This is a genomic window from Pseudanabaena cinerea FACHB-1277 (assembly GCF_014696345.1).
In the GTDB taxonomy this organism is placed as follows: Bacteria; Cyanobacteriota; Cyanobacteriia; order Pseudanabaenales; family Pseudanabaenaceae; genus Pseudanabaena; species Pseudanabaena cinerea.
In genome coordinates, this window is the sequence record NZ_JACJPY010000127.1 from 1 (window position 1) to 8032 (window position 8032).

An 8032-nucleotide genomic window follows, 5' to 3' on the forward strand; every position below is an offset into this window, starting at 1 on the left:
CTAGATAGGTCATACTTACTATGACTTGACCTATCTTTTTTATCTTAAATCCTCAAATCCCCATCTACTCATACTTCCCATATCTTTTGTCGCCCCGTCAGGTATATTCTGCGATTGCAAATTGATAATTGATGGCAACTATAGCGTTACAAGACTGTTAAGCGATAAAGGTGGCTTTGGAACAATTTATGAAATAGAAGACGGGCAGCAGCAACCAAAAGTGCTCAAAGTACTCAATCCTGAATTTAATGATCTGCCCAAAGCTGTATCGCTTTTTCAGCAGGAAGCATTTTTGTTAGGAAAAATTGACTCTAGGGGTTTGCCTAAAATTGAAGCCTATATTCATCATGATTTGCCAAAGGGAAAGATGCTGCATGGCATTGTGATGGAAAAAATTGAAGGCATTAATCTCTATGAATGGATACAGAGCCATAGCCCACTTACAGAAAAGATGGCGATCGCTTGGATGCGTCAGCTTACTAAGATCTTAAAGTTAGTCCATCAGCATGGCTATTTTCACCGAGACATTAAACCCTCAAATATCATGATCCGACCGTCAGGACAACTAGCACTGATAGATTTTGGAGCCGCAAGGGAGGCGAGTTATACCTATCTTGCCAAAGTTGGCAGTGTCGGCGGCATCACCCAAATTACTTCCGCAGGCTACACATCCCCTGAACAAGTGCGTGGTTTTGCTGTTCCACAATCGGACTTTTTTGCATTGGGGATGACTTTTTTGCATCTAGTTACGGGCAAATATCCCCTAGATATGCATGACTCCCATACCGATAAGTATAATTGGCGGGATGATGCGCCGAAGATTTCTGAGGAATTTGCGAAGTTCTTAGAGCAGTTAATAGCTAACAGACCTGTCGATCGCCCATCTGACTGTGAGACGATTTTGCATAGTCTAGATGAGATTGAGCGGTTGCAAAAAGATCGGCAAACTAAGCGCCAGCAGGAAGCAAAGCAAAAAATAAGTCGACAGCAAAATCTTAATATAATATGGGCAGGAATAGTCCTGCTCATGGTGAGCATAATGAGCTATGCGATCGCTGTTGTCAATCGCGTATTACCCCCGCCAATTCCTGTAGAAGCGCCTACAGTGCAACCCAAATAGATTTACTATCTTCCAACGGTAAATCTAGACATTAATCCTTGGAAACACACTATGGCAATCAAGGTCTTACATCTTTCTGATATCCATCTTGGTAGTACTACCCACGGTAAGCTCAACCCACAAACGGGTCTGAATACACGCTTGGAAGACTTTATGGCAGCTTTGACAACCTGCATTGATCGCGCCATTAATGAACCCGCAGATTTAGTTCTATTTGGTGGTGATGCTTTTCCTGATGCCACGCCGCCCCCCCTCGTGCAACAGATGTTTGCCAAGCAGTTTCGCCGCCTTGCGGATGCGGGCATTCCCACGGTGCTGTTGGTGGGCAACCATGATCAATATTCGCAGGGAGTGGGCGGCGCGAGTTTGGCAATTTATCGTAGCTTAGCGGTTCCCAACTTTACGGTGGGCGACACGATCGCTACCCATAGGCTTAATACCAATGCTGGGGATATTCAAATAATTACCCTCCCTTGGATCACACGATCGACCTTACTCACCAAATCGGAAACGGAAGGCTTCTCCATGAGTGAGGTGAGCCAATTCCTGATTGATCGCTTGCAGGTGGTTTTAGAAGGAGAAATTCGCCAACTTGATCCGCAGTTGCCCACGATTTTATTGGCTCATGTGATGGTGGATACGGCAACCTATGGCGCAGAACGCTTTTTGGCGGCAGGTAAGGGCTTCACCATTCCGCTATCAATGCTGACCCGTGATGCCTTTGACTATGTGGCATTAGGTCATGTGCATCGCCATCAGGTTTTAGCCACCGATCCTTTGGTGGTTTATCCAGGTAGTATTGAAAGGGTTGATTTTGGCGAGGAGAATGAAGCCAAGGGATATTGCTGGCTAGAGATCGCCAAGGGAAGTGTGCAGTTTGAATTTTGTGCCGTTCCCACTCGCGTCTTTCGGACAATTGAAGTGGATGTCACACAGGCAGCAAACCCACAGGAGAAGTTACTCAGGGCAATTCAAAAGGGCAATATAGAACAGGCGATCACCCGTTTAATTTATAAGGTCAAGGCCGAACAGTTAGCCGAAATTGATGATCGTCTCCTCCATGAAGCCATGGCGATCGCCCATAACTATGCCCTCATTCCTGAAGTGGTGAGTCAAAACTTGCGATCGCGGCTCCCCGATCTTGGCACAGCCGCCGCCCTTGACCCAATGACAGCATTAAAAACCTATATGAGTACCCGTGAGGATTTAAAGAATCTAGAATCAGACATCCTCAATGCAGCGCAGGCATTACTTAGTGAAATTGGGAGTGAAATTGGGAGTGAAATTGGGAATGAAATTGGGAAAGGCTTGCAATTAGAATTTGCTAAGTCGGCGGACACTGCACAATCCCACCCCGCCAGTCAATTGTTGATTAGTTTCCCGTAAGTTTCCCGTAAGTTTCCAATAATTCTATCTCTAAACTATTTACAGAAATCTGACGCAGTTGGGCTGCCCGTTCATAGATTTGCTCAATTTGCAAGTCTTGGCGATCATCGGTTTCTAATAGAAACCTACTGGTGGGAATCGTGGCGATCGCGTCTGCCACAAAAGCTTGATCCTGTAAAATTGCCGCCCCAAAGGAAAAATAAAAACCATGCTCAAGCAATAATTGATATACAGATGCTTTTTTATGGAAACCATGAATAACCCAAGGCATCATCGGTTTAGCTTGTTTCTTAAGGGCAATTAGTTCTGAAAATGCTTTTACACAATGAACCACTAAAGGCTTTTGCAAACTTTCTGCTAGTTGAATCTGCTTTTGAAAAATAATAGTTTGTAATGCGATCGGTAATTTACAATTGCGATCTAAGCCACATTCACCGATCGCGATTACCTGTGGCAGTTGACTGAGTTCTTCGAGATTGTGCCATGCATCTTGCCACGAGCTTTCCATAAACCAAGGATGCAAACCAAGACTGCAAATATTGGGGAGAGCCTGCGATCTCGTCTCGGCGCTAACGTGCAGAACCTGCACATTAATCAAGTTCAACGAAGAGCGATGATGGTGAGTGTGAAAGTCAATTAACACAAAATCAATACAGAATCAATACAGAATCAATACAGAATCAAAAAATGCAGCATCAATACAAATTTATCGCAAATCGATCTTGTTCATAGGTTTAATCGCGGGTTTAATCACGGGTTTAATAGCAATTTTAATTTTAATTCTAATCATAATTTTCTCGCAATTGCTGACCAACCAAACCAGAAAAGGTTAAAAACTTTGCCAAGCAAGGCTTTCAGTTTTCTTAGAGTAAGAATCTTGAGGGAATTGCGCGGTAATTTGGCTATACAGCTAATATAGGCGATCGCTATTCTGGTATAATGCGTTACTTAATAAATACATAGCGATCTGTAATTAAGAAACATCAATGCAACTTACCCATCGCCCCCGCCGCCTGCGCCGCAATCCTTCCATTCGTAGCCTTGTCCGAGAGGCTACTCTCTCTGTCGATGACTTTATCTATCCGATGTTTGTCATGGAAGGCGAAAATAACCGCGTGGAAATCCCTTCCATGCCTGAAGCCTATCGGTTTACCCTTGACCTATTAGTTCAAGAAGTTACAGAAATCTATGCGCTTGGGATCAAAGCGATCGCTCTATTTCCTGCGGTTCCCGAAGAGAAAAAAGACCTCACAGGCAGCGAGAGTTTTAATCCTGAAGGATTGGCGCAACAAGCGGTTAGGGCAGTGAAGGCGGCAGTTCCCGACATGATTATTTTTACAGATGTGGCGCTTGACCCCTTTACGACCCACGGGCATGACGGCATCATTGATGACAATGGCGTAATTCTCAACGATGAAACTGTCGAAGTATTGGTAAAAATGGCAGTTTCGCAAGCCGCCGCAGGTACAGATTTTGTATCTCCCTCAGACATGATGGATGGACGCATTGGCGCAATTCGTCAGGGACTAGATGCCAACGGCTTTGAAAATGTGGGCATTCTCGCCTATTCCGCAAAATACGCATCGGCTTACTATGGACCATTTCGCGATGCCCTCGGCTCGGCTCCTAAGTCTGGCGATAAAAAAACCTATCAAATGGACCCCGCCAATAGCCGCGAAGCGATCAAGGAAGTGTATCTAGACATTGCTGAGGGTGCGGATATTGTGATGGTGAAGCCTGCTTTGGCATATCTTGATATTATCGCTAAAATCAAAGATGCAACCAATGTGCCGATCGCTGCCTATAACGTTAGCGGTGAATATGCGATGGTCAAGGCTGCCGCCCAATTGGGTTGGATTGATGAAAAGAAGGTCATGTTTGAGACATTACTAAGCATGAAACGGGCAGGAGCCGATATCATTCTGTCTTACCATGCCAAGGCGGTCGCGCAGCTTTTAGCTTCGGGTTATCGTTGCTAATATCCCAGTCTGTACTATTTCTGTGCCATTAATCCAGTGTCATTAACCATGAATGCCAAAGAACTGCTCTTGAGCTATGCGTTAGGCGATCGCGATTTTAGTCAGCGATCGCTTGCGAGATTGATTTTGACGGGTGCAAATCTATCGGGTGCGAATTTCATCGAATCGGATCTCGAAGAAGTTACTTTGGATTTAGCTAACTTAGAGGATACAGAGCTAAATCTAGCCAACCTATTGCGAGCGAACTTGAGTGGTTCAATTTTGATTCAGGCAAATCTGAATGGCACAATTTTAGAGCAGGCTTCTTTAATTGGAGCAAATTTATCAGAGGCTTTTCTGATTGAGGCGGATTTGAGCGATGCAATATTGGTGGAGACAAACTTCGCAGGGGCATTTTTAACTAGTGCCAATCTCACTCGTTCGCGATTGTGTCGTGCTAATTTAGCCAATGCCTTTTTGACAGGAGCCTTTCTCAATGGAGCCGATCTGCGGGGAGCAAATCTCACAGAGGCTGACTTAACTAGGGCAAATCTGACAGGGGCAAATCTGGCGGGTGCTGACTTAAGCCGTGCGAATCTCACCAATGCCAAGCTCAATTGGGCAAATCTGGCTAATGCTAAACTGGTGGGGGCTGACTTGACAGGAACTTATCTGTCAACCCTAAGAAGTATCGAAGGAACTGACTTTACCGATGCGCGTAATGCTCCTAATTCCGTGGAGATTGTCACCATTACCGAGCCAGATCCCTTAGAGCCAAATTGATCACTATTGTTTATTGTCTATGAATTTCTTTAGTCGCCTTTCTAGTCATCTCTTTAATATTGGCAGCCATCGACAATGGCAAACCGCGATCGCCATTGTTGCCCTGACCATGAGTATGGGCTACTTGCAACCCAATTCTGCCTATGCTCAAGCAAAAAACGCCCCCCAAGATGCCACTGAATGGATCCGTCGGGGGCGACAGCTTTGGCAAAGAAATGACATTGCAGGGGCGATCGCTGCTTATCAACAGGCTTCTCAATTAGAGCCGAAAAATTCCAAGATCTTGACTAGCATCGGCTTTTTGATGACACAGCAAAGCAATTATTCTGGGGCGATCGCGGCATTAGAAAGGGCAACCAAGCTAGATGCTAATAATGCAAAGGCTTTTAATGCTTTAGGATTTGTATATGTCCGCATTAAAGACTATCCCAAGGCAATTAATGCCTATCAACGCGCCATCAGCCTAGATCGTCAAAATATTGACGCTTACAACAGCGTTGGGTTTTTATTAACTGAACAGAGAAATTATCAAGAGGCGATCAAAATTTATCGTCAGGCGATCGCTGTCGCCCCCAAGGATGCCCAAGCCTATCTCAATCTGGGTTATGTGCTGAAGTTGGCTGGTGACAGCAGAGGCGCTTTTGAGGTATATCAACAGGCAGATCGGATCGCCCCTTACAATGCCGATGTGTTAGTTGCAGTTGGCGATTTGTTTGCAGAACAAAATAAGACCGATGAGGCGATCGCCAAGTACAAACGCGCCCTAGAAATCAATCTTCGGCATCCGCAAGCTAATTTGTCGATGTCGAAAATATGGCAAAGCCAAGGTAAGTATGCTGAGGCAATTGCAGCATTGCGGAGGGCTGCACCGTTAAGGGGGAATTCGTCTCCAATCCAAAGGGCGATCGCTGATCTGTATATGCAGCAAGGTTCACTATCGGGGGCGATCGTCGCTTACCGTCAGATCATTGACGAATTACCATCGGATGCGATGGCGCATCTCAATTTAGGCAAAATCTTGGCAAGGCAAGGACGCAATACAGAAGCGCGGAAAGCTTTGGAGGCTGCCGAGAAACTGTTTAACCAGCAAGGTAATGTCGATGGGTTGAGTCAGGCGCGTAAAGCTTTGGCTGAGCTATAACAACTGTGGCAACCTGATTTGCAATTTTTTCGTTAATAATCTGTAGGAAACTTATCTTGCCAAAACCGATGCCAATCAATCCATGATTTTTCAAGATATTGATAGTTTACTTGGGTACTAGCAGTTTTCGCGATCGGCATTGATATCACCGTAAACAGGCAACGATAATCACGTAAGTCCGCAGTTCCCAACAAATAAGAGCCTAGACGCGACAGTACAACATCAATATGATGTTGGTTGCTATTGAATTGGGCTTCGGTGAGAGTGCCTTGCCCAGTGGGGTTAATACAGCTAGCTAAATAAGCTTGGTCTTGATCTGCAAAGAGAGCGTAATGACCGATGTTAGCGGCATACTTGAGTTGCAGCGTGGATTCAATATATTGAATATTAATATTTTTGATTATATTAAGAAAAGAACTAACTCTATTTAAGTAAATTGCATCAATTCGTACTTGATGGTTACGGGAATAATCATTGTATAAATACTGATGTGCTGTGAGGAGGCTATCTAAGGGTAAATTTAAGGGTTGGCTGGAGAGCGATCGCCAATTGGGCAGATCTATTTGTGATGGCAATTGATATCGAGGACGATTACTAAATTTAGGAATAGTAATAACAGAAATCGCGATCGCCCCAACAGCAGCGATCGCGATCGTGACCAAACAAATATTCTTGTATAGTATTTGCATTCTATATAATTTTTTAAGCTTAGATATATCCATATAATTTATAAAATATAATTTATAAGCCATCTTCTAATAGTTTATAAGACATACCACCAACTAATACAACAATTATATTAGAAAAAATTGCAGCACCGCCACCACTATGCCAATATTCAAAGCCAATATCATTTCCACTATTCACCAGTAATGCCAATAGACAGAGCCTGACACTATTAATCATAAAAACAGCAACAGTCGCAATTGAATAAATTAAGATTTGCTGCTTTCTCTTAGCAGCATATAAGCTAGTAAGCATTACCAACAAAGCAAAAACTGTGACCAAGGGGATGACGCTAGAGCATCCGCCCATGACCTCTACAGCACCCTTTGATAGTAATATGGTTGTGTTTTGTCGGGATACGTTAAAACCGATATAGTGCAGGATAAAGTTCATTAATCTTGCATCGATATGGGCAATCGGACTTAAAACAGTGGTTGAAACAAACAGGGTCGGAACTGACATTAAGCTCATAATTGCTAGTTCTGATTTGTAGTTAATTAGTTGCTTAAAGCCCACGACTATTAACAATGAACCTACAAAAACAACAATTGGGAAAGTATAGGATAGAGCATCCATTGCTGGATTAGCTTGGCTCAATGTATGACGTATAACCATCCATATAATTAGTAGTAAACCTAAAATAGTAGAGATAAAGTTACTTCTAATTTTGATGCTACTGCCTCTTTTCCATAATAAAAAACCTGTGCATAACCAACCAGAAAGATCAATTAGGGATGGAACATAATTTGCGACTTTCCAAACATAGTAAAAATGTAAATTTGCTAAGCAAGCTAAAGCCACTAGCAGATAAAAGACCCTGACGGGGCGACAAAAGATATGGGAAGTATGAGTAGATGGGGATTTGAGGATTTAAGATAAAAAAGATAGGTCAAGTCATAGTAAGTATGACCTATCTAG

At 43.6% G+C, this 8032-nt stretch carries 8 protein-coding genes; 5 read left to right on the top strand and 3 right to left on the bottom strand.

Annotation, left to right across the window (positions count from 1 at the left end; genetic code table 11):
• The first annotated feature begins 121 nt into the window (after positions 1 to 121).
• Positions 122 to 1120, top strand: a complete 999-nt coding sequence (locus tag H6F44_RS21325) for a serine/threonine protein kinase (RefSeq protein WP_190353106.1) — start codon at positions 122 to 124, stop codon at positions 1118 to 1120.
• A gap of 51 nt (positions 1121 to 1171) precedes the next feature.
• Complete coding sequence (gene sbcD / locus H6F44_RS21330) at positions 1172 to 2506, top strand: exonuclease subunit SbcD (protein ID WP_190353107.1); 1335 nt, start codon at positions 1172 to 1174, stop codon at positions 2504 to 2506.
• Here the strand turns inward: sbcD and H6F44_RS21335 are convergent.
• Positions 2493 to 3149: a TatD family hydrolase gene (locus tag H6F44_RS21335; protein ID WP_190353108.1), complete on the bottom strand. Its 657-nt coding sequence runs from the start codon at positions 3147 to 3149 to the stop codon at positions 2493 to 2495. The two genes, sbcD and H6F44_RS21335, sit on opposite strands and share 14 nt — an antisense overlap.
• Positions 3150 to 3492: 343 nt before the next feature.
• Between H6F44_RS21335 and hemB the strand changes: the two genes are divergently transcribed.
• From hemB to H6F44_RS21350, 3 genes are read left to right on the top strand one after another with little or no spacing between them, the layout of a single operon-like run.
• Positions 3493 to 4485 carry a porphobilinogen synthase gene (gene hemB / locus H6F44_RS21340; protein WP_190353109.1) on the top strand — a complete coding sequence of 331 codons (993 nt, stop codon included), beginning with the start codon at positions 3493 to 3495 and terminating at the stop codon, positions 4483 to 4485.
• 48 nt (positions 4486 to 4533) lie between these two features.
• A complete protein-coding gene (locus H6F44_RS21345; protein WP_190353110.1) occupies positions 4534 to 5247 on the top strand; it encodes a pentapeptide repeat-containing protein in 714 nt (237 codons plus the stop codon).
• Positions 5248 to 5266: 19 nt separating this feature from the next.
• Positions 5267 to 6388, top strand: coding sequence for a tetratricopeptide repeat protein (locus H6F44_RS21350; RefSeq protein ID WP_190353111.1), 1122 nt, complete (start codon positions 5267 to 5269; stop codon positions 6386 to 6388).
• A gap of 32 nt (positions 6389 to 6420) precedes the next feature.
• Here the strand turns inward: H6F44_RS21350 and H6F44_RS21355 are convergent, their stop codons facing one another.
• Both H6F44_RS21355 and H6F44_RS21360 read right to left on the bottom strand, forming a co-directional pair.
• Positions 6421 to 7077, bottom strand: a complete 657-nt coding sequence (locus H6F44_RS21355; protein ID WP_190353112.1) for a cyanoexosortase A system-associated protein — start codon at positions 7075 to 7077, stop codon at positions 6421 to 6423.
• A gap of 52 nt (positions 7078 to 7129) precedes the next feature.
• Positions 7130 to 7915, bottom strand: coding sequence for an exosortase/archaeosortase family protein (locus H6F44_RS21360; protein ID WP_190353113.1), 786 nt, complete (start codon positions 7913 to 7915; stop codon positions 7130 to 7132).
• Between the last annotated feature and the right edge of the window lie 117 nt (positions 7916 to 8032).